General features: G+C 38.7%; 24 protein-coding genes and 1 pseudogene. 15 read left to right on the forward strand and 10 right to left on the reverse strand.

Annotated features, from left to right (window positions below):
* Window positions 1-60: 60 nt before the first annotated feature.
* A pseudogene (locus BKO01S_RS25160) lies at window positions 61-243 on the forward strand (Rdx family protein); the annotation flags it as partial.
* A 62-nt stretch (window positions 244-305) separates the two neighbouring features.
* Here BKO01S_RS25160 and BKO01S_RS04670 read toward each other — a convergent pair.
* On the reverse strand, window positions 306-677 hold the full coding sequence (locus BKO01S_RS04670) for a hypothetical protein (protein ID WP_066049324.1): 372 nt from the start codon (window positions 675-677) through the stop codon (window positions 306-308).
* A gap of 109 nt (window positions 678-786) precedes the next feature.
* Here BKO01S_RS04670 and selA point away from each other — a divergent pair, with 109 nt between their 5' ends.
* Window positions 787-2211 (forward strand): L-seryl-tRNA(Sec) selenium transferase, encoded by a 1425-nt coding sequence (selA, locus tag BKO01S_RS04675; RefSeq protein WP_066049327.1) that lies wholly within the window; start codon window positions 787-789, stop codon window positions 2209-2211.
* 24 nt (window positions 2212-2235) lie between these two features.
* On the opposite strand, the gene BKO01S_RS04680 is transcribed toward selA, so the two are convergent.
* A complete protein-coding gene (locus BKO01S_RS04680; RefSeq protein WP_066049328.1) occupies window positions 2236-2382 on the reverse strand; it encodes a small acid-soluble spore protein P in 147 nt (48 codons plus the stop codon).
* Between the two features lie 110 nt (window positions 2383-2492).
* On the opposite strand from BKO01S_RS04680, the gene BKO01S_RS04685 reads away from it, so the two are divergent.
* Window positions 2493-2753: a hypothetical protein gene (locus BKO01S_RS04685; RefSeq protein WP_066049330.1), complete on the forward strand. Its 261-nt coding sequence runs from the start codon at window positions 2493-2495 to the stop codon at window positions 2751-2753.
* Between the two features lie 53 nt (window positions 2754-2806).
* On the opposite strand, the gene sspO is transcribed toward BKO01S_RS04685, so the two are convergent.
* Window positions 2807-2956, reverse strand: coding sequence for a small acid-soluble spore protein SspO (gene sspO, locus BKO01S_RS04690; RefSeq protein WP_066049333.1), 150 nt, complete (start codon window positions 2954-2956; stop codon window positions 2807-2809).
* A gap of 332 nt (window positions 2957-3288) precedes the next feature.
* Here sspO and acnA point away from each other — a divergent pair, with 332 nt between their 5' ends.
* From acnA to BKO01S_RS04740, 10 genes are all read left to right on the forward strand, one after another.
* The gene (acnA, locus tag BKO01S_RS04695) at window positions 3289-5997 is read left to right on the forward strand and encodes an aconitate hydratase AcnA (RefSeq protein WP_066049336.1); all 2709 of its coding nucleotides are present in this window, start codon (window positions 3289-3291) and stop codon (window positions 5995-5997) included.
* A 115-nt stretch (window positions 5998-6112) separates the two neighbouring features.
* Window positions 6113-7165 carry an S-methyl-5-thioribose-1-phosphate isomerase gene (gene mtnA / locus BKO01S_RS04700; RefSeq protein ID WP_066049339.1) on the forward strand — a complete coding sequence of 351 codons (1053 nt, stop codon included), beginning with the start codon at window positions 6113-6115 and terminating at the stop codon, window positions 7163-7165.
* Between the two features lie 64 nt (window positions 7166-7229).
* On the forward strand, window positions 7230-7658 hold the full coding sequence (locus BKO01S_RS04705) for a hypothetical protein (RefSeq protein WP_066049341.1): 429 nt from the start codon (window positions 7230-7232) through the stop codon (window positions 7656-7658).
* 23 nt (window positions 7659-7681) lie between these two features.
* Window positions 7682-8188 carry a peroxiredoxin family protein gene (locus BKO01S_RS04710; protein ID WP_066049343.1) on the forward strand — a complete coding sequence of 169 codons (507 nt, stop codon included), beginning with the start codon at window positions 7682-7684 and terminating at the stop codon, window positions 8186-8188.
* A 130-nt stretch (window positions 8189-8318) separates the two neighbouring features.
* Window positions 8319-8450: an FbpB family small basic protein gene (locus BKO01S_RS04715; RefSeq protein WP_066049346.1), complete on the forward strand. Its 132-nt coding sequence runs from the start codon at window positions 8319-8321 to the stop codon at window positions 8448-8450.
* Between the two features lie 64 nt (window positions 8451-8514).
* The gene (locus BKO01S_RS04720; protein ID WP_066049349.1) at window positions 8515-8658 is read left to right on the forward strand and encodes an acid-soluble spore protein N; all 144 of its coding nucleotides are present in this window, start codon (window positions 8515-8517) and stop codon (window positions 8656-8658) included.
* 169 nt (window positions 8659-8827) lie between these two features.
* Window positions 8828-9064, forward strand: coding sequence for a small acid-soluble spore protein Tlp (tlp, locus tag BKO01S_RS04725; RefSeq protein WP_066049352.1), 237 nt, complete (start codon window positions 8828-8830; stop codon window positions 9062-9064).
* 97 nt (window positions 9065-9161) lie between these two features.
* A complete protein-coding gene (locus BKO01S_RS04730) occupies window positions 9162-11489 on the forward strand; it encodes an AAA family ATPase (RefSeq protein ID WP_066049355.1) in 2328 nt (775 codons plus the stop codon).
* Window positions 11489-11923: an acyl-CoA thioesterase gene (locus BKO01S_RS04735; protein WP_066049358.1), complete on the forward strand. Its 435-nt coding sequence runs from the start codon at window positions 11489-11491 to the stop codon at window positions 11921-11923. Before BKO01S_RS04730 ends, BKO01S_RS04735 begins: the two co-directional genes overlap by 1 nt.
* Window positions 11924-11938: 15 nt before the next feature.
* Window positions 11939-12238 carry a hypothetical protein gene (locus BKO01S_RS04740; protein WP_066049361.1) on the forward strand — a complete coding sequence of 100 codons (300 nt, stop codon included), beginning with the start codon at window positions 11939-11941 and terminating at the stop codon, window positions 12236-12238.
* A gap of 25 nt (window positions 12239-12263) precedes the next feature.
* On the opposite strand, the gene BKO01S_RS04745 is transcribed toward BKO01S_RS04740, so the two are convergent.
* The 4 genes from BKO01S_RS04745 to BKO01S_RS04760 all read right to left on the reverse strand — a co-directional run bounded on the left by BKO01S_RS04745 (window position 12264) and on the right by BKO01S_RS04760 (window position 16182).
* Entirely contained in the window at window positions 12264-12551 is a 288-nt protein-coding gene (locus BKO01S_RS04745; protein WP_066049364.1) for a HesB/YadR/YfhF family protein, read from the reverse strand.
* A 76-nt stretch (window positions 12552-12627) separates the two neighbouring features.
* Complete coding sequence (locus BKO01S_RS04750; RefSeq protein ID WP_066049366.1) at window positions 12628-13362, reverse strand: hypothetical protein; 735 nt, start codon at window positions 13360-13362, stop codon at window positions 12628-12630.
* Between the two features lie 132 nt (window positions 13363-13494).
* Window positions 13495-14667 carry a CapA family protein gene (locus BKO01S_RS04755; protein ID WP_066049369.1) on the reverse strand — a complete coding sequence of 391 codons (1173 nt, stop codon included), beginning with the start codon at window positions 14665-14667 and terminating at the stop codon, window positions 13495-13497.
* Window positions 14668-15126: 459 nt separating this feature from the next.
* The gene (locus BKO01S_RS04760) at window positions 15127-16182 is read right to left on the reverse strand and encodes a phosphatidylglycerol lysyltransferase domain-containing protein (RefSeq protein WP_066049372.1); all 1056 of its coding nucleotides are present in this window, start codon (window positions 16180-16182) and stop codon (window positions 15127-15129) included.
* Between the two features lie 176 nt (window positions 16183-16358).
* Here BKO01S_RS04760 and BKO01S_RS24575 point away from each other — a divergent pair, with 176 nt between their 5' ends.
* Complete coding sequence (locus tag BKO01S_RS24575; RefSeq protein ID WP_198158759.1) at window positions 16359-16529, forward strand: hypothetical protein; 171 nt, start codon at window positions 16359-16361, stop codon at window positions 16527-16529.
* Between the two features lie 60 nt (window positions 16530-16589).
* Here the strand turns inward: BKO01S_RS24575 and BKO01S_RS04765 are convergent, their stop codons facing one another.
* The 3 genes from BKO01S_RS04765 to plsY all read right to left on the reverse strand — a co-directional run bounded on the left by BKO01S_RS04765 (window position 16590) and on the right by plsY (window position 18277).
* The gene (locus BKO01S_RS04765; RefSeq protein WP_066049375.1) at window positions 16590-16790 is read right to left on the reverse strand and encodes a hypothetical protein; all 201 of its coding nucleotides are present in this window, start codon (window positions 16788-16790) and stop codon (window positions 16590-16592) included.
* A gap of 90 nt (window positions 16791-16880) precedes the next feature.
* On the reverse strand, window positions 16881-17570 hold the full coding sequence (locus BKO01S_RS04770; protein ID WP_066049377.1) for a two-component system sensor histidine kinase NtrB: 690 nt from the start codon (window positions 17568-17570) through the stop codon (window positions 16881-16883).
* A gap of 119 nt (window positions 17571-17689) precedes the next feature.
* The gene (plsY, locus tag BKO01S_RS04775; protein ID WP_066049610.1) at window positions 17690-18277 is read right to left on the reverse strand and encodes a glycerol-3-phosphate 1-O-acyltransferase PlsY; all 588 of its coding nucleotides are present in this window, start codon (window positions 18275-18277) and stop codon (window positions 17690-17692) included.
* A gap of 211 nt (window positions 18278-18488) precedes the next feature.
* Here plsY and BKO01S_RS04780 point away from each other — a divergent pair, with 211 nt between their 5' ends.
* Window positions 18489-20210, forward strand: coding sequence for a glycosyl hydrolase family 18 protein (locus BKO01S_RS04780; RefSeq protein WP_066049380.1), 1722 nt, complete (start codon window positions 18489-18491; stop codon window positions 20208-20210).
* The last annotated feature ends 8 nt before the right edge of the window (window positions 20211-20218 follow it).

Genomic DNA, 20218 nt, shown 5'->3' on the forward strand with positions numbered 1-20218 from the left:
GAAGCTACGATGTCTTTTGAGGTTAAAGTTGAATTTTGCATGATGTGAAACTACGCACCAAAAGCCGCGAGTTTCGCGGAAGACCTGTTTAATCATTTCCGTAAGGATATTACGAAATTAGAGCTTATACCTGGTTCTGGTGGCGTTTTCGAAGTAACGGTAAATGGTGAAAAGATTTATTCAAAGGCTGAAACGGGAGTTTTCCCAAAAAGCCCAGACATTATCGCTAAAATGGAAAGCTAATATAGCAACAAAAGCCGTCTATTTACCTTAGACGGCTTTTCATTTTGTATTAAAGGAAGAGGTTACCTCTTTATCTCTATCTGACGGTCAACAGGCGCTAACGTTTTTTCTTTATCAATACTAACTTCTAGTATTTGCTCGAATTGTCTCGCACCAACCACATGTTCTCTTACATCAAATGGCCAATCCACTTTTCTTTTTCGAAGCTTTCCGTTACAGATGACAGAAATAATTACCTTATGATCTTGAAGGGATACATTAGTTTCGGATGTCTCTTCAGGTATTACGGCTTCAATAATAAATTGTGTCCCAGATTCAAATAAATCTAAGCGAAAGGCGGTTTCGTCCAAAAAAGTTGTTAGCGGATCCAAAAACAAGGTTTCTAACCATTTGTCTATAGAATGAGAGTCAGAATTCTTTTTTGAAGATGTCATCGTTGTATTCCTCTCGTGTATTTGATAACTGTTATTATGGTATGAGAATTTTTTCTAACGGTGAAACATGGTATACTAAACAGGCAAAATAAGGGCTGGAGGGTTACTTTTGAAGGAGTCTGTTCGATACATACCACCGATTCACGAGCTTCAAAAAGATGTTCGTTTTTCTACACTCGCACAAACATACGGAATTGACACAAACGAAATGAATACTGTTTTAAAAAGCGCCGTCAATACTATCCGCAATCAATTACTTTCAGGAGGCTGGGAAGGCGAATTGCCTGGAACTCAACCATTTATAGATGAACTATTTGAGCAAACGGAACAGGATCTAAAACAAACTTTTCAATACACGATTAAAAGAGTGATCAATGCAACAGGAACCATATTACATACAAACCTTGGTAGGGCACGCCTCAGTGAAAACGCAATGGCCCATGTCATTCAAACTGCCCAACACTACTCTAACCTAGAATACAAGTTAGCTGAAGGAGAAAGGGGATCCAGGCATGCTCATGTAGAGGAGCTTATTAAACGATTAACCGGTGCAGAAGCCGCTATGGTCGTAAATAACAATGCTGCTGCCGTTTTCCTAGTATTACGGGCGCTAGCGTATCAAAAAGAAGTAATTGTTTCAAGGGGACAATTGGTTGAAATAGGAGGTTCTTTCCGTATTTCTTCTATTATGGAAGAGAGCGGAGCAAAGCTGGTAGAGGTAGGAACAACAAACAAAACCCATTTGTATGATTTTGAATATGCTATTAGTGAAGAAACAGCCATGATCCTGAAGGTACATACGAGTAATTTTAAGGTCATTGGATTTACTAAGTCTGTTGAGACATCAGATTTAGTAAACCTCACAAAAAAACATGAGAACGTCATTTTTTATGAGGATTTAGGGAGTGGAGCATTATACGACTATAGTCAGCATGGAATTGGGGAAGAACCAGTTGTATCTGACGTTCTTAAGCAAGGGGTTGATATTGTCTCTTTTAGCGGGGATAAGCTACTAGGTGGACCACAAGCAGGTATCATTGCTGGTAAAAAGTCTTTAATTGATCAGCTGAAGAAGCATCAACTGGCTCGAGTGCTGCGTGTTGATAAAATGACACTTGCGGCACTTGAGGGAACCTTACAAGATTACAGTAAAGGAACAGCAGCGAGTCAGACCATTCCCGTTGTTCGAGATCTGCTTGCCACCAAGTCAGAGATACAAAAACGAACCAAGCAGTTTATTGAAAGGTTAACAACCCAAACGAATGCTTATACAGTGACAAGTAAGGAGTCTATCAGTCAAGTGGGGGGAGGGACGATGCCTGACGTTGAACTACCCACGGTAGTTGTCCATATCAAAAGTGAGACCATGGCGGCAGAAACATTAGCTAACCGTCTTAGAACCGAAAATACTCCTCCTATTGTGGCACGTATTCAAAAGGAAGAACTGCTACTGGATTTACGAACGGTGACAGTCGAAGAAGAGGATATTATTGTAAATGCGCTAGTTTTCATAGATAGGATGAAAGAGCTGTAGGGAATGACCTACAGCTCTTTATTTTTACATATCATGTCCTGAGTTATGCTTTTGTCTTGTATGGTTACGGTTTTTTACCTTTTTAGACCCGCTGAGTGGCTCTGGTTGGCTACCGTTGTTGTGACCTTTTGGTGCATTTTTACGTATGTCTTTTCCGTCATTTTTGTTCATTTTCATCCCTCCTATTGATAGGATGGAATGTGCAAGATTTTTTATACCGAATATTTTTATCGTTACCTGCACAATTTAACCTCAAGCAAATAAAGAAAGGAGAGGCTTACATGCCTTACAAAGAGGATAAACAGCATGCATTTTTAGCAGCTCAGCAAGGCGTAAATGAAGCGCAAGAGCTGTATAACGATATTGTTCAAGACAGCGCTAACTACGGTCATCAATTAAAGCACTTGAAAAAAGAAGTAAATGAAGCATATGCGCAAATCGAAAATGCGCTTGAAGTAGCATCTGAAACTCAAAGAGCTCAGCTAGAAAGATTTCAACAGGATTTACAATCCATTGTTACAGAAGTAAATATGACTGAATAATATAGATAAAGCTGACTCGAGATTATCGAGTCAGCTTTTGTTCGTAATACTATTTATTGATTCTTTTTTCTTTTCTTATTATTTTTCTTTTGCATTTCTGTTAGTGGTTCATTCGAATACTCTTCATTATAACCAGCTCCCATACCTTGAGCACTAGCAGCGTTCGTGGTTGGGATTACATGGTTTGCTTTTCTTTTTGCCATCTCTATCACCTCCAATGATATTTTCACCAAATTGATATGGATAATACTGTCCAAAATAAAGCCACTACTTTTCCACCATAGTTTTACTTCAAACCTTTTACTTTCCAAATAAAAAGAACCAATTAAACATACCAAGATTTTAATGATACTAAACAGGAGAACAGGAAATAACATAAGGTGAACTTATCAAAAACAATAACTTTCTTGTTATTTACTTATACAAAAGGTTGTATTAAGATAATATTGAAAGGAAAGTTTGAAGAAAATTCATTTTTTTCACTTTTCGACTATCAATCTATCGGTATATGAACATTGTAATGGGGGTAATTCATATGTCTAATCAAGATGTATTCAAGTCCCGTAAGTCCTTTGAAATCGACGGGAAGCGCTATCACTACTATCATTTGGGAGCATTAGAAGAAGCTGGAATTGGAAAAGTTTCTAATCTACCTTACTCTATTAAAGTGTTACTAGAGTCAGTCCTTCGTCAGTATGATGGCCGAGTTATTACGAAAGAGCATGTTGAAAACTTAGCAAAATGGGGAACAAGTGAAGTAAAAGAAGTAGATGTACCTTTTAAGCCTTCACGTGTTATCCTACAAGACTTCACTGGTGTTCCAGCAGTTGTTGACTTAGCATCATTAAGAAAAGCAATGGCTGATCTTGGTGGAGATCCAAACAAAATTAACCCAGAAAAACCAGTTGACCTAGTTATTGACCACTCTGTACAGGTTGATAAATATGGTACAGCAGACGCACTTCAAGCAAATATGGATCTTGAATTTGAACGTAACACAGAGCGTTATCAGTTCCTTAGCTGGGCTCAAAAAGCATTTGATAACTATCGTGCGGTTCCACCAGCTACAGGTATTGTTCACCAAGTTAACCTTGAATTCTTAGCAGGTGTGGTTTTAACTAACCAAACTGCTGATGGTGAATTCGAAGCATTCCCAGACACACTAGTTGGAACAGATTCACACACAACAATGATCAACGGTATCGGTGTTCTTGGATGGGGTGTAGGTGGTATTGAAGCAGAAGCAGGAATGCTCGGTCAACCTTCATACTTCCCAGTACCTGAAGTTGTTGGGGTTAAATTAATTGGAGAACTTCCAAACGGTGCAACAGCTACTGACCTTGCACTTAAAGTAACACAAGTTCTTCGTAAGCAAGGCGTAGTTAACAAGTTCGTTGAATTCTTTGGACCTGGTGTGGTTTCTTTACCATTAGCAGACCGTGCAACAGTTGCTAATATGGCTCCAGAATACGGAGCAACTTGTGGATTCTTCCCAGTAGACGGAGAAGCACTAGAGTATATGCGTCTAACAGGACGTACAGAAGAGCAAATCAAGCTTGTTGAAACGTATTGCCAAGCAAACGGTTTATTCTTCGATCCAGAACTAAACCCTGTGTATACAGATGTAGTTGAAATTAATCTTGCTGAAATCGAAGCGAACCTTTCTGGTCCTAAGCGTCCACAAGACTTAATTCCACTATCTCAAATGAAAGAGGAATTCAATCAGGCTATTACTGCTCCTCAAGGAAACCAAGGCTTTGGTTTAACAGAAGCTGAAAAAGATAAAGAAATAACAGTAAAATTTGATAATGGCGACACCACGGTTATGAAGACTGGCGCAGTGGCAATCGCTGCGATTACGAGCTGTACAAATACTTCTAACCCATACGTATTAGTAGGGGCTGGCTTAGTGGCGAAAAAAGCTGTTGAGCTTGGTATGGAAGTACCTAAATTCGTTAAAACATCTTTAGCACCTGGATCAAAGGTTGTTACAGGTTATCTTTCGGATTCTGGCTTACTTCCTTATCTTGATCAATTAGGCTTCAACCTAGTCGGTTACGGATGTACGACATGTATCGGTAACTCTGGACCACTAAAGGATGAAATCGAGAAAGCAGTGGCAGAAAATGACCTGCTTATCACATCTGTTCTTTCTGGTAACCGTAACTTTGAAGGACGTATTCATCCACTTGTAAAAGGAAACTACTTAGCTTCACCACCACTAGTCGTTGCATATGCACTTGCTGGTACAGTAGATATCGATCTACAAAACGAGTCAATCGGAAAAGATCGTAACGGGAATGATGTATTCTTCAAGGACATCTGGCCAACTACTGCTGAAGTAAATGAAGTAGTAAAACAAACAGTTACACCTGAGCTATTCCGAAGAGAATATGAAAATGTATTTGATGACAATGCTCGTTGGAATGAAATCCAAACTAGTAATGATTCTTTATACAGTTTTGATGATACTTCAACATATATTCAAAACCCACCGTTCTTTGAAGGCTTAAAACCAGATCCAGAAGAGGTAAAACCTTTAGGTGGATTAAAGGTAGTAGCGAAATTTGGTGATTCTGTAACAACTGACCATATTTCCCCTGCTGGTGCTATCGGCAAAAACACACCTGCTGGAAAATACCTTCTTGAAAACGGAGTAGAAATTCGTGATTTCAACTCTTACGGATCTCGTCGTGGTAACCACGAAGTAATGATGCGCGGAACATTCGCAAATATTCGTATCCGTAACCAAGTGGCTCCAGGTACAGAAGGTGGGTTAACAACTTACTGGCCAACTGGTGAAGTAACATCTATCTACGATGCATGTATGAAATATAAGCAAGATGGAACGGGCCTAATTGTTCTAGCGGGTAAGGACTACGGAATGGGTTCTTCACGTGACTGGGCAGCAAAAGGTACAAACCTTCTTGGAATCAAGACAGTTTTAGCTGAGAGCTTTGAGCGTATTCACCGTTCGAACCTTGTTTTAATGGGTGTATTACCACTCCAATTCAAGGATGGCGAAAATGCTGATACACTTGGCCTAACTGGCAAAGAAACAATCGACGTTCAAGTGGATGAAAACGTAAGACCACGTGACCTATTAAAAGTTACAGCTACTGCTGAAGACGGAAGCAAGAAAGAATTCGAAGTTCTTGTTCGTTTCGACTCAGAAGTAGAGATCGATTACTACCGTCACGGTGGGATCCTACCAATGGTATTACGTGAAAAGCTTCAAAACTAATATGCATGCCGTACAGCAAAAGCTGTACGGTTTTTTTCTTAAAAAATAGTTGCTCAAATACAGAATATTGTTAAAATATAATAGCAACCAATTACAACTTTAAGAGGAGCAAGAGATGACAACTAACTTTATCCAATCCGTTACTTTTGACGACCAAGGTCGATTGCATATTCTAGATCAAACAAAACTTCCACATGTTACAGAGTTTATTGAAATTCAATCCGTAGAAGATACATGGGACGCGATTAAACAACTAAAGGTAAGAGGAGCGCCGGCCATCGGTATAGCAGCCGCATACGGCCTCGTATTAGCTGTAAAGGATGCACCAGAAGACAGCTTTGATTCGTTTTATCAAGTTTTTAAAAAGCACCTTGATTACTTAGCTTCATCTAGACCGACAGCAGTTAATCTTTTTTGGGCTTTAAATCGCTTGGACGAACTTGTCAAACAACAACAAACCCAATCAATTGGTAAGGTCAAAGCCTCTCTCATCAAAGAAGCACATGCCATCAGAAATGAAGACGAAGAACTATGCCGTGCCATTGGTGAACATGCCCTAACTCTTCTTGAAGATGGAATGACGGTTCTTACACACTGTAATGCAGGTGGAATAGCGACCGCGAAATATGGAACAGCCCTTGCACCTATTTACTTAGCTAAAGAAAAAGGGATGAATATAAAAGTATTCGCTGATGAAACGAGACCGCTTCTTCAAGGAGCACGCTTAACAACCTGGGAATTAATGCAAGCAGGTGTAGATGTAACCTTGATAGCCGATAACATGGCAGCTATGGTTATGAAAAAGGGAATGGTACAAGCTGTCATTGTTGGTTGTGACCGTGTGGCAGCTAATGGAGATGCTGCTAATAAAATCGGAACATATGGAGTGGCTTTGTTAGCAAAAGCACACAATATTCCTTTTTATGTCGCAGCACCAACTCCTACCATTGATTTAGAAACACTAACGGGAGACGATATTCCGATTGAAGAACGAGGTTCAGAAGAAATAACAGAAGCATTTGGGATTGAAACAGCTCCTCAGGGTGTAAATGTATTTAATCCAGCCTTTGACGTAACCCCACATGACCTCATCACTGCAATTATTACCGAAAAAGGGGTCATTAAAGGGAACTATAGTGAGGAATTAAAGAAGTTATTTACCAATTAAGTTAACGTAAGGAGAGCTCTTGTAGCTCTCTTTTTTATTAGAAAAGAGGTAGGGGGAATAAACGATGAAAACAATCATTTTAGGTCCGCTACTAATCCCTTATAAATGGATATATTTCGTTTTAGCGGGTATAACTACATACATTACGGTAAAAATTACGTTAAAAGATCATAAGGCTTTCTTCAAAGTTTTTATGGATGAACTAACGAATTCTTTATTCATATGGTTTCTCATTTACAAATTAAGCATTCTTATTTTTCGTCCAAGTATTCTATTCGAAAGACCAATAGAAATTATTTATTTTACAGGTGGTTCAAAGGGACTGCTATTAGGTTCAATTGTTTCCATTTTCCTGTTTTTAAGAAAGGCTTTTAAAAACAAATGGAATATTCCTTTAACGCTACAGGCAGCCATTTATACGATCCTTACCTATGTTATTTCTTATTGGACTTATTTGACATTCCACACTCTCTTTACACTATTTCTACAGTAATAATTTAAAATGGAGGGGTCCTTATGCTAAAAAAATTAACGTTAACGATCATCGCATTATCCTTGATGACCATAACTCTTACACATACGATTGTTTCAGCATCTACAGATAATCTCCCAGGATTACGAGTAGGAGAGGCGGCACCTGATTTTGAGCTTAAAACCCTTGAAGGAAAAACGGTTAAGTTATCTGATTACCGGGGTAAAAAGGTGATCGTCAATTTTTGGGCAACTTGGTGTCCACCATGCAAGGCTGAAATGCCAGATATACAGAAGTATTACAATGATGCTGGTGAGAACGTAGAAATTTTAGCTGTGAATATTGATCCTCAATACGATGTTCAAAAATTTGTTCGTGAAGCCAATGTAACTTTTCCCGTATTATTAGATAGTAAAGACGAAGTGAATACACTGTACCGAATCCTGACCATTCCCACCACTTATTTTATCGATCAAGACGGAATCATACGAAGTAAGTATTTAAGTGTAATGACAGTTGATACGATTCGTGAACATATGGAAAACATGTAATCTGCCTTTCAAAAGGCAGGTTTTTTTTGTAAATGCTTGCACTTTATTAAATTTTCAAAAAGTTGTAATAATTACAGGCACTACTGGCCATAATGACTGTTATAATAGTGATAAGGATGGTGATTACGACATGAGAAAACCTAGAAAACGGTCCTTTGAGGAACTAGTAGCTGAAAACAAACTTCAGTTATTACGTGATCGAGAGGCTTTAGATAAAATAGAAGCAAAGCTTGAGGAAAAAAGACTAGGCAAAGCAGAATAAGGCAAGTATTCCCTAACATGTTTCTCTTCGAAAAAGCTGATACTTTTACTGAGGGGGGATAGAAATGGGAAATCCGAAAAGACATCCAGAACATTATGTTCCAAGTCACCTGGGTACTCAGCCACGTGGGTTTAGTGGAAATAATGGAAAGAAAATGCAGGATAAATCTGGTAAGCATGCACAAGTGATTCAAACCAAGGGTGAATAACCCAACGATTCAAACAAAAGGCGAATAATTTATAAAAACCCGTCCATTAGGCGGGTTTTATTTTGCTAAAAAGATAAAGAAAACCACCATTCGTTTCCTCTTTTATTTATGATTTAAAAAGGCAAACCTATCTTTGTAACGCATCAATAGAACGAGGGAGGAATTAACGATGGTCAAACACAAGCCAAATCCTGATGATAGAAGCGATAATGTGGAGAACATTCAATCGATTATTGTACACACAATAGAGAATATGGAAGAAGCAGAAGCAGCTATGGTACATGGAAATGCGAAAGATGTTGCTGATATAGAAGCCAAGAACGAAAGACGTAGAGTAGCACTTGATGCTCTACGTTCTGAAGTGAAAGAAGAAGCGCAAGCTCGACAAAATGGGGCTACTGAATAAGTAAGGATGAAGAGGCTGTACACTCAGCCTCTTTCTTCATGCTTTGAGATAAATATGGTAATATAGAAAAAAATAAAGATAAAAAAGAAGTGATACTATGGAACAACAACTAGATCTACATACCTTAACACCTGATGCAATTGATCGGTGGGAAACAGAACTCCGCGAAAATGGAGTTCTAGAAGACGAGACAAGAATCATTCATGCGATTCACTCCCTTGATAAGCAAAAGGATGCCATTCTCCTTTCCCAATTACTTTCTATGGCTTCCTTGTCAAGAGCTGCTAAGTATGGTCAAGAGGATCATCTTAGCTTACTGTGGATGAGCAAAGCACATGAACTTCATTCATCTAACCAACGGGCAAGTGAATTTCTGGCACAGTTTGAGTGGAAGAAAAAGAAATCAATCTTGGATTCCCTGAAGTTTCCAATCATGCGAGAAACAGACAATCGAGCTGCTAAAAAGAAGGTTGCCGAAGACATTATAGCCATTTGTCAGCGTTTCTTATCTGCGAGTGATGAACAGATGGACGAGTTGGAAACGGGTTATCAACTCGCTTACCGGAACCAAACGGGAGAATTAGTCAGTATATACCGAAGCCTGATTGATACGCTAGTAGAGGTACAAGAGGTCGTTGGGGTCATGTTAAAAGCAGCTGAGGAATACGATGAATCCATATCTGGAGTGTTTCATACGGCCGTTCACTTCCAAGAGTTAAAAGGGTCGCTACAGGAACTCGATCGTCTTAAGGAAAAATGGGAAGAACTATTCGGCGAAGATGATACCGTGAAGCAAAAACAGTACTCACTAGATACCCTTCACGAAATGATTGGGATGGATAAGGTAAAAGAACGTGTTACACAGCTATATGAATTTTTAAAATATCAAAAAGAAAGAAAAAAGCAGGGCTACCAGTCAAAGGATGAACAGAGCCTGCACATGGTTCTCACAGGAAATCCAGGTACAGGTAAAACAACCCTCGTTCGTCTATTGGCAAAAATCTACCACGAACTTGGTATCCTACCACGAGAAGAGGTCATCGAGACCGATCGTACGCGACTGGTTGGTGCATTTGTTGGTCAAACGGAGGAGAATGTTCGCCAAGCGGTCGAGCAGGCAATCGGTGGGGTTCTGTTTATTGATGAGGCTTATAGCTTAAAGAGGGAAGGCCAAACAGGGAACGATTATGGACAAGTAGCTATCGATACTTTGGTGTCTTTAATGACAGGAAAAGAGTACGGAGGCAAATTCGCTGTTGTTCTTGCCGGTTATCCCGAAGAAATGAGGCAATTTCTTCATTCCAATACAGGACTAAGAAGCAGATTTCCTCGATCCAACCATATCCACCTTGATAATTATTCAACCGAGGAACTCTTAATGATTGCTGAAAAATTCGCACAGGATAATGATTACCTACTTACTCCTGACGCAAAAAAAGAGTTGGAGCATCGTATCGACATGGAAAGAGTGGACGACACGTTCGGAAATGCCAGAACCGTACAAACACTCGTCCTTGATGCGATTTTTAAAAAAGGATCAAAGAAACAGGCAGAACGATCTGTTTTGGATTTCACAGTCCTTGATAGGAATGATTTTGCAAGTGACTCAGAACAGGACGAGAAGCAGGCTGAGGAGCTATTAGATTCACTAGTCGGATTGGATCATGTCAAAGATGAAGTGGAAAAGCTTGTTTCGTTTGTAAAAGTTCAAAAAATGAGATTACGAAGTGGCTTACCCATATTACCTGTTCAATTACACTCAGTATTCACAGGAAATCCCGGAACTGGAAAGACGACCGTAGCGAAGGTCTTCTCAAAAGCATTAAAGGAAATAGGTTATTTAAAGAGGGGCCACTTAATTGTCACAAGTAGAGCTGACTTTGTGGCTGGTTATGTCGGACAAACTGCCGCTAAAACAAAAAAGAAAATTCGTGAGGCACTCGGAGGAGTGTTATTTATTGACGAAGCATACTCATTACTTAGTAAATCACCTGGGGATTTTGGGAAGGAAGCGATTGATACGCTTGTAGATGAAATGACCAAGCACAATGAAAATTTAGTGGTTATCTTAGCTGGGTATCCAAATGAGATGAAACAGCTTCTCGAAAGCAACCCAGGTTTGCAATCCCGATTTAAAAAGTTTTTTCATTTTCATGATTACAAGATAGACGAGCTCATTGAAATAATGGTCTCTTACGCAACAAGCTACCACTATATATTAGAGCCGGACGCTCTTACCTATTTAAATGAGGAGCTCACCGGGTTGCCTGTAAGTGGGAATGGGAGATTTGCGACAAATGTCATTGACGAAGCCATTCAAGTTCAAGCGTTACGTATATCAAAAGAGAAGGTCTCTGATCTTTCACTCTTAAACAAAGAGGATATTAGAATGGCTTTGCACAAAGTAGGAAAAGGGGAATCATAATGTTGGTAGGAAAAAAAGAGATAGAGGTTCGTTATGCAGAAACCGACCAAATGGGAGTCGTATACCATGCGAATTACCTTGTTTGGATGGAGCTTGGTCGAACAAGTATTATTGAGGAGCTTGGGTTTAAATATTCGGATATGGAGAAAGCAGGAGTCCTTTCTCCTGTTATCGACATTCAAGCATCGTATAAAAAACCAGTAAGATACGGGGAAAAGGCAATGGTCCACACGTGGATTGAAGAGTACGATGGATTTCGTGTAACGTATGGCTATGAGATTTACACGGAAAGCGGAGACTTGGCTCTAAAGGGAGAATCTAAGCATGTTTGTGTCATGCAGGAAACATTCCGCCCGATTTCCATTCGAAAGAAATTTCCGTCTTGGCATGAGGTATACGAAAAGCATAAAAAGCAACCAGTTGTATCCCAGTAAGAAGGAGAGAACCTGATGGCTTTTGGCATAAAAAGAGAAGAATTACGAGCATGGAAGAAGAAAATTGATCGTGGAGAGATTGCGTTTCTCACACATTACTGGTTGGACGATCGGTTTCCAGATTGCAATACGGTAACAAAGGTAGGTTGTCGAGATCTTGATCAGTTAGCCAAATGGGGAGAAACTTATAACCTGAAACGAGAGTGGATTCATCATAGAGAAAATGGGTATTCCCATTTTGATTTACTTGGAGAACATCAAAAAAGAGTGCTGTTATATGAGAAAGAAGCAGCAACAAAATTATTCCAGAAATAAAGCTGATCCGTATTGGATCAGCTTTTTACTCGTATCGAAAAACTGGCTCATTTGCCTGTTCGTTAAAATCAACGTATAAGTCCTTACCATCAAAATACCATAGGTCTTTTTCTTCAATATAGTAATGAATATCCTCCTTAACCACTTCAAAACCAATTTGATGCGGTGTTTCCGAAGATACTCCTAATGAAAAGCCCTGTTGCACCGTACTACAACCACCATAACGAGCAAAAAAGCGAATGTAATCACCCTTATTTAACAGCATCTCTTCCTTATACCAAGACGCAGCACGATCATTTACTATAATATTCATTGTGAAAACTCCTTCCGTATATCAAGTATTATAATGGAAATTGAACGTAATTGCTAAAAACTAGCTCGGAACCAGACTAATGAGTAAGAGCTGGAAATCCCCCTATTAAAATAAATAGAAATACAAGTACAGAGTGAACGGTATAAACGGGTAACAAACTTTTATATGTCGTTACTATCCATCCATACCCAAGCCCTATAAGACCAATTAGTAATAAAGAAATCATTGAATAGCCTAAAGAGGAAAAAGGAAGTGCGAAAATAATAGCTGCACCTATGACACTTAGCCGTTGGCTGGTCAGTGAACGTAAACGAGTCAGAAAAATACCAAATGAAAGGAATATTTTTAACTGTGAGACTAGTAGGGAAAAGACAAGTACCTTAACCCACTCATTCAACCCATTTATTGTTCCTATTCCAGAAAGGAAAAATACCAACACTAATATAAAGAGCGTATTCCTAGTTTTTGTTCTCTGTATCTGCATTTCCTTATCTAACAATGGACTTTTAAAGGAGTACGAAATATAAGCGCCAAAAAGAATAGGAATGATCCATAAGCATTCACTTAGTAAAAAAAGATTTCCTTGTTGAAAAGGAAGCTCTGAAATAAAGCGATCCCCATACCTCATGAGAAGGAGTCCTAGTAAGAGCGATACCATCATCCAAACCCATATTCTTTGATTTTCTGATAAGAAAAACACGAGTAACAGATGGACAAGAAGAAGAGCCATAAAAATAGAAGGCAAGTGTAGATGATACACAGCAAAAGTAAATAACGATAAAAAAACAAGAATGGTATGATTAACTTTCAAGATTCTACTACCTTTCAATTAGGCCTTTTCTTTATTCTAACAAATAATTTCACTGCAAGGGTATGCAATTCGGGTGGTTGGGAAGGATGGAAGAGGAAAGAAAAGCAGTGTCTTTAATAAGACACCGCTTACTCATTTTAGATGATTTGTCATATGTGTCAGTATCTCATTGTACTTACTTTCCGCGTTACTCATTCCAAAATCCCCAGCTTCTTGTAATGGGACGACCCGATAATTTTGAAGCTTTTGATTGGATACATAGGTTGGATAAAAACCTGGTTCGGACAGACGGATAGAAGTGCCATCTGAATGAATATGCTTCGTCACACGAATAGAGGCCATTCCGCCAATATCTTTATAGTCTCTCATTTGCCCAGAAAGAAAATTCCCTAGAGAGTAGACAACAAGAGCTTGTCTCCCATCAGAAGCATTCAGCCATTCCATTGGTTGTAGAACATGGGGGTGATGACCAAAGATGATATCTACTCCTTCATCCACAAGAAATTGAGCAAGTTCTTCCTGCTCATTGGTAGGGAAACGTTGGTATTCATTGCCCCAATGAATGCTCATGACGGTTACATCTGCCGCTTCACGTGCTCGATGGATTTCGTTTTTCATGGCTTCCTTATCGATTAAGTTGACTAAATAGTCTTTACCTTTTGGAATCGGCATCCCGTTCGTTCCATAGGTATACGACAAATAGGCGACCTTGATTCCGTTCTCTTCCATCAAAGTTACTGTTTGCTGGTCCTCCACACTTGAGTATGTTCCAACACTAGGAATACCAATTTGATCTAGATTGGTTAGGGAAGTGAGAAGCCCTTTTTCATGTTTGTCTAATGAGTGATTATTAGCAGTGGAAACAATGTCTACACCTGCATCTTTTATAGCGTTTCCAATTTCAACAGGACTGTTAAACATCGGATAACTTGAAATACCTAAATCCACTCCACCAAGTATCGTTTCCTGGTTTGCTAACAGAATATCCGGTTGAGAGAGTGTCGATGAAACGTGCTCAAACATTGGATGAAAATCGTATCCATTGCCTGTTTGTGCATCCTCATACACCCAATCATGAATCAGAATATCTCCAATGGCACCTAGAGTGATTGTCTGCTCATAACTTTTCGCTTCTACCCCAAGTGCTCTAGGTGATACATTTTTTTCATTATGTACGACTGGACTTGCATTTGCACTTTCATACATATTGACAAATAAAATAAGAGACGCAGTGACTAAAAAACCCGAAAGAATGGCTCCTACCCATATATTGTTTTTCCGCTTTTTCTTTCTAACTCTCCTCATAACAACACCTACTACATACAGATTATTGGAAATCGATGTACTTTTTCGCTAAGATGGGAATCATAAAGCTCGTCTTTTCTTCATTATGTCATAAAAGCGTTACAATATGCGACAATTTTCTTGTTAGAAAGGAGCAGAAGATGTTAAAACTAACCGAAGTAGCGTATCAAATTTTGTTATCTGCTGTTGAAAAAGAGAAAAAAACCGAAGAAGAAGTCCTATACGTTAGGTTAACGATGGGGATTGGCTGAGGAGGGCCACAATTACAGCTTTCTCTGGAAGAGAAGCCATTACAGGAAGATCAACAAATCACCTTTCATGACCTTAACATCGTTATTCATAATCGCGATATCGTATACTTTGAACACACCAAGCTTGACTATCAAACCGATGTACTAGGTAAGGGACGATTTCAAGTGTTAAAGCTATAAAAAAGAGGTGAGCCTTTTGGTTCACCTCTTACACCGCTTTTTTGATTAAATATTTTAGCTTCCTAACAACCTTATTTGTCTTTGTTGATAAAGGAGGTTGATTGATTAATAGAATTAATTGAATGATCACAAGAAGCAAAGGTGACTTTTTATAAGCCAAGTACTTTGGTTCCCAACTAGAAGTAAATTTGCCTTTAAATTCTTGAAGGCCTTTAAATTTATAAAGTGCATTTCCATGTAAAAAGATATAACGGATCAATTTTTCACAAGTTATGGAATATTTACTTTTTCCGACATTGGCCAGGGGAGCCATACCTAAGCTACAATACTCATAGCCATGTTCTTTTACCCATTGAAAGATATGAATAAAAAGGACGTCCATCGTTCCGTAAGAGGAGCTGGTTGTTTTTCTCATTAAATCAATTGTTACTGTGTCTTTGTAATCTGTTGGTAATGTGGCAAAGGCAACAACTTGACCTTCTGTATTCGTTAATAATGCAACTGGAAAGGAAGAAACATATTCTTCACTGAATGATACAACGGAAAACCCTTTTTCCTTTTGGTCTCCTAACCATTCATCAGATATCGCACGCAGTTCTGTAAGAAGGGAGTGCGAATAGGGAGGAGAGACGACTCGAAAGTGAAAGTTTTCTCTCGCGAACTTGTTAAACTTCGTACGAAGCTTCGCCCCCTGTTTTCCAGCAAGTGAGAAGTTTTTTACATTCACAATTCCTTCCTCACCAAGCTTCATAAAGGAAAAACCTGTTTCGTGATAAACGTGCATGAATCGAGCACTTATCTGGTAAAAAACAGGAGTGAGACCTAGTTGATCACAGTATTCATGAAATTCCTTTATCGCATCACTCATGTAGACTTCATTCCCGATGGGATCACCTAACACAACCAATTTATTTGCAATTTTTTTATAGGCAATTAACACCTTTTGTTGTACTGCCCAAAATAACTCTTTATCGCGCAACAAAATTAAGTGGGAAGCATGATTTCCTCCATTTTCTTGTAGAAAGGAAAGTACTTGCTCATCCTTATGCTCTGTTTTACTAAGAGAGAACATGGTATTCGTCATATCGTTCGTTCCTCCTGATAAAATTCACCTCCATAAAGATACCATATTCCGCTAGGTAAGAGGGATAAAATTTTTACCAAACAATAAAAAACTGGATTTAAGTAAATAGGACTGTCATAATTGAGTAATACTTTACTTTCAAAGGATCAAAATTTAAATAGAGACAGGATGAGAGAATGAAAAAGAATTTATATAACAACGGAGAAGAAGTAAGCATAAAAGTGTCTGGTGAATCTGTCGTCATCTCTAAATGTCAATATGTTAAGAATATGAAAAGGTATTCGTATATTGTAGAGGAATACCCCAATACATTTTTCTTTGAAGATGAATTAATCAAACATACGTAAATCCTAGAGAAAGAAAAAGGACCAGCGGAAGCAGAAACAATGCTCTCGTTGGTCCTTTTTCTATACATATTCAGTAAGGTCATTGATGACGATTTTTGTATCGATTTCCTCTAATAAATCCATAAATTCATCGAAATTCCTTGTCCTTCTAATTTTTTCATTCCCTTCAGAATTATCAAACCATGTTAAAGGGAACTCACCATCTTCGTAGTGCTCTGTTGAGGTCGAAAACGTTAGATTTTCTGGTATAAATCCTTTCATTTTTCACCATCCACCTTTCACATAATGGCATCTGCTTCTTACTATAATCGTATCCTATTTCCTAAGTGAAAAGGTTTTATCTTATGACAATTAGTCGACATCTATTGGAGAAGATGGCAGTGCAATTTGGATGGTGGTTCCCATACTTTTTTGGCTCTTAACAGAAATTATTCCATCATGCTTTTCAATAATTTTCTTACAAATCGGTAAACCTAAGCCTGTACCAAACGATTTTTCTGTATAGAAGGGAGTAAACAATTGAGTAATGGTTGATTGATCCATTCCAGAACCGTTATCTTCTACAATCACATGTATCCTCTGTCCTTGCATCTTCGTTTTTAAGGTAATCACACGCATTCGGTTGTCCTTAACCTCTACCAGAGCCTCAACCGCATTTTTCACTAAATTAACTAGTACCTGCTTAAACTCATTACGACAAACATTCACCTTTGGAAAGTTGGGGTCCAGTTCCGCGTGAAATTGAATTCGATTCACATTTGCTTCTCTTTCAAAAAGCAATTTCATTTCCTCCAGTACCGTGTTCACACATACAAGCTTTCGCTTTGGAGAAATGGACGTATTTGAATTCAAATACGCATTAAGTAACTCATTCGCACGATTAATCTCACTTATTGCGATATCAGCATAACGTTCTTTTTCAATCATCACCAAGTATGGCTTCAGTAATTGCAGCAAGCCCTTCACGGTTGTTAAAGGATTCTTTACTTCGTGAACCATTTCGGCAACCAATGTGTCACTCTTTTTCATGTCGTCGGTCATTTTTTTATCTCCCATCTAGCGTAATCTTTACTGCATTTATATGGGGAATTTCATCGTAATATGATAAAAAAAGTCAAAACTCCGCAAAATTTTTGACAAAAAAAAGACCCATGACGGGTCTACATCCATTTGATCTTTGGCTCTGTTTTATTAATGATTCTTTTTATATTCGCTCGATGACGATAGATTACAAATAAAGACAGAAGCGAAACGACAATAATTAACATTGGTTCCCATACAATCACTGAGTAAATCACTGCTACAATGGATGCAATGATAGAGGAGAGGGAAACAAATTTCGTTATGTATAAGCTAAGCAAAAATACAATAACCATTACGATAAACATAATAGGAGCACATGCTAGAAGTACTCCACCTGACGTTGCTACTGCTTTTCCACCCTTAAAATTAGCAAACACAGGATACATATGCCCAACAACCGCAATCATCCCCGCAATTAAAGGATCAAATTGGCCATCCACTCCGAATATAGCCGGTAGGAACGAGGCAAGAGTACCTTTTAGGATATCAGCAGCGGTAACGATGATTCCTGCTTTTTTTCCTAGTGTACGGAACGTATTCGTTCCACCTAAATTCCCACTACCATGCTCACGGATATCAATTCCGTAAAAAGCTTTTCCAACAATTAACCCTGATGGGATGGAACCTAGTAGGTAAGAAACTATAACAATTAATGCAATTTCCATCATACAAATACTCCTTCACACTTCATATACCGTTTTATTATTGTACCATGTATTGCATAAAAAACCATGTACAAATAGTTTTTTCTATGATATTCTCGTAACTTTTTGTTTATTCCAACGTCATATTTAGAGGCTAAAATGAACATTTGTCGAAACCCTCTTTTCAAAGGATTGTCATTTCGGGTACGATTGGAGTAAGGGAGAGTGAACGATGGCACGTTTAGAAACATATAAGAAAAAACCTCATTTATCAAAAGGATGGATTGTTACTGGTCTAATTGCGTCCATTCTTTTTATTATTTCTAGTATTCTACTATACTTTTATCCTTTTGCTTCAAGTGAAAAAACTAGTTACTTCACAGGAGATAATCCCGTTTTATTTCAAGGGAAGCAAGAAGGGAATGCCATTATTGATGGGGAAAGCGTCTATATAGCATTAGACTTCTTGAAGGAACATATTGATGACACGATTTTCTTTGATGAAAAATCGAATTCCATCATTATCACCACTTCAAATAAAGTGATTCAAATGCCAACAGAATCCTTAACCTATTTTATTAATGAACAACCCGTTGATCTGCAATTTGCTCCTTTAGTAGATGAAAAAGGAACATTATTTGTTGCACTTGACCCAATCATCCAGTTCTATCCTGTCACCTATCAAGTGCTAGAACAAACCAATGTGGTGTTGATTCAAAAAGACGGGGAGGCCCTCCAGAACAGTGTTGTTACAATGGAGGATGTGCACGAGGAAAAACTTCGACTGCGAACAGATGCTACCTTACGATCACCATATGTTGCTGACGTTTCAAGCGGGGAGAAGGTTTGGATTGAAGATGAAAAGGAAGAATTCTATTTTGTAAGAAGAAAAGATGGAGTTGCCGGCTATATTTCAAAGGACCTAATTGAAAAGCAGCAAGAGGAAACCATCGCCGTAGAATACGAAAAGGGTGCAGTAAATGCTCCAACATTCGAAGGACCGATCAACCTAACTTGGGAAGCCGTATATACAAAAAATCCAGACACAAGTATGATCCCTAAAATGAATGGGGTAAACATTGTTTCTCCAACCTGGTTCGAGTTAAAGGATGACACAGGAAGCATCGGAAATCTTGCCTCTTTAGAGTATACTAAATGGGCGAAGGACCAGGGCTATCAGGTATGGGGTCTATTCTCTAATGCGTTTGATCCCGATCTTACTCACGCAGCCTTTAAGGATTATGAGACGAGACAGAAAATGATTCGAGAGCTCCTCCATTACAGTCAGTTATATGAACTAAATGGAATCAATATTGATATTGAAAATGTTAGAGAAGAAGATGGACCACTTGTGACACAATTTGTTCGTGAGGCAACCCCCTATTTTCATGAAGCAGGCTTGATCGTTTCTATGGACGTTACCTTCATAGCTGAAGGCAATTGGTCTGCTTTTTACGAACGCGAGAAGCTCGCAGAAATTGTCGATTACCTTGCCATTATGGCATATGACGAACATTGGGGCTCCTCACCGAAAGCAGGTAGCGTAGCAAGCCTTCCTTGGGTTGAAACAAACCTGCAAAAGCTTTTGGAAATCATTCCAAATGAAAAGCTGATTTTAGGGATTCCTCTTTATACAAGGCTATGGGAAATTAAAGACAGCGGAGAGGTATCTTCAAAATCCAAGAGCATGGCCCAAATCAAGGAATGGTTAACGACCAATAACTTAACTCCCTCGTATGATGCCGATAGCGGACAAAACTATGCAGAGCTTTATGTCCCTGATCAGGCAACTACGTACAAGGTGTGGCTTGAAGATGAGCAGTCTCTTACTGCCCGAACAAATTTAGCAATAAAGTATGATCTTGCCGGAGTGGCCAGCTGGTCTAGGTATTTTGCAGATGAAACGGCATGGACAGCACTCCAATCATTTAACCAACAAATAACAAAAAAGTAGCAGAGGCT

It is taken from the genome of Robertmurraya korlensis NBRC 107688 (assembly GCF_001591645.1).
Taxonomy (GTDB): domain Bacteria; phylum Bacillota; class Bacilli; order Bacillales; family Cytobacillaceae; genus Robertmurraya_A.